A 748-nucleotide genomic window follows, 5' to 3' on the forward strand; every position below is an offset into this window, starting at 1 on the left:
AGTGTATAACAAATAAGTAGAATATATTAACGTCTTGTTTATTAGTAATATGTAATTCAGTGTTGTTCTGCCAGTATTAGCATTCGTTTAAAAAGAACAAACAGCTGAACGTACGTTTAAATAATGGAATTGTGCTTAAGAAACGCTACAGATAGATTTACCCTGGTATATGGATACGGGGACGCTTCCTGGACAAGGAATTTTCCCATGAAGTGTCCGCCCGAATTATTATGTATTCTTGTGTGTATAATAATAATGGAGACTCTCCGATAATTTATAATAATAGTAAGAATTAATGAAGATATGTAACCTTATAGCAAAAACAAAATTAGTGGATCATTACCAAAGAACTTTAGAGGCTGGATTGTTAAATCCTAAGACACGTCAAATGGTTCTGGAAACAGAAGCTGCAGAGAAGTTGGTTTCAACTTATTTCTGAGGAGGGTTTTCGATTTATGAAAATCAGAACAATTAGTAGAAAACAAATTCTTCAGCTAGAAAATGCTGTTGAAAATGGTGTATACGTTGCACCCAATAAGCAGTCGAACGACCAAGATTTACAAACGAAGAAATTAATTGAGCAAATGAAAAGAACAAAAAAACAGATCGCAAATAAATGATGAGGGGAGCAGCTGTGCCCCCCATTTTTTTATGGTGAGTATGTGTATTTAGACCTACGCTAATCAAACGTTTGATCAGTAGGGTTACTAAAAAAAATGCTTTTCATGCTAAGCCGTTCCGTTTTGAG

At 34.5% G+C, this 748-nt stretch carries 1 protein-coding gene; it reads left to right on the forward strand.

Annotated features, from left to right (window positions below):
• Positions 1–455: 455 nt before the first annotated feature.
• On the forward strand, positions 456–620 hold the full coding sequence (locus tag V7149_RS24860; protein WP_335348245.1) for a hypothetical protein: 165 nt from the start codon (positions 456–458) through the stop codon (positions 618–620).
• Positions 621–748 lie beyond the last annotated feature (128 nt).

The sequence above is a fragment of the Bacillus sp. JJ1503 genome (genome assembly GCF_036965125.1).
Lineage (GTDB): Bacteria > Bacillota > Bacilli > Bacillales > Cytobacillaceae > Cytobacillus.

Bases quoted from the DNA above. Each gene is read 5' to 3' on its own strand.
- V7149_RS24860 (WP_335348245.1), top strand. From the start codon at position 456: ATGAAAATCAGAACAATTAGTAGAAAACAAATTCTTCAGCTAGAAAAT.